Raw genomic sequence first — 352 nt, 5'->3', positions numbered from 1 at the left:
GCGGTCGAGTGAGAGCGACGGCACTATGTTCACATTCCAGATGCCGACCGCGGCGCGCACATGAAGGTGGGCGCCAGGCAACAGGAGGGCTCCGGCACGGCGCCGGAGCCCTGGCCACTCACTTTTCCTGCAGGAACGTCAGCAGGTCCTGGTTGACCTTGTCCTTGTGGGTGTCGGTCAGGCCATGCGGCGCACCCGGGTAGACAATCAGCCTGGCGCCCTTGATCAGTTTTGCTGACTGGCGGCCAGAGATATCGATCGGCACGATCTGATCGTCGTCACCGTGGATCACCAGGGTAGGAACATCGAACTTCTTCAGGTCTGCGCGGAAATCGGTGGCCGAGAACGCGGC

Annotated in this window: 1 protein-coding gene; it reads right to left on the bottom strand. The window is 62.5% G+C overall.

The features are described from left to right. Positions 1-118: 118 nt before the first annotated feature. Positions 119-352, bottom strand: a 234-nt coding sequence (locus tag EN852_RS36830) for an alpha/beta hydrolase (protein WP_135879760.1), incomplete at its 5' end; no start/stop codon positions are given.

The organism is Mesorhizobium sp. M2E.F.Ca.ET.209.01.1.1, assembly GCF_004010375.2.
Lineage (GTDB): Bacteria > Pseudomonadota > Alphaproteobacteria > Rhizobiales > Rhizobiaceae > Mesorhizobium.
This window is presented reverse-complemented; position numbering and strand designations above follow the sequence as displayed.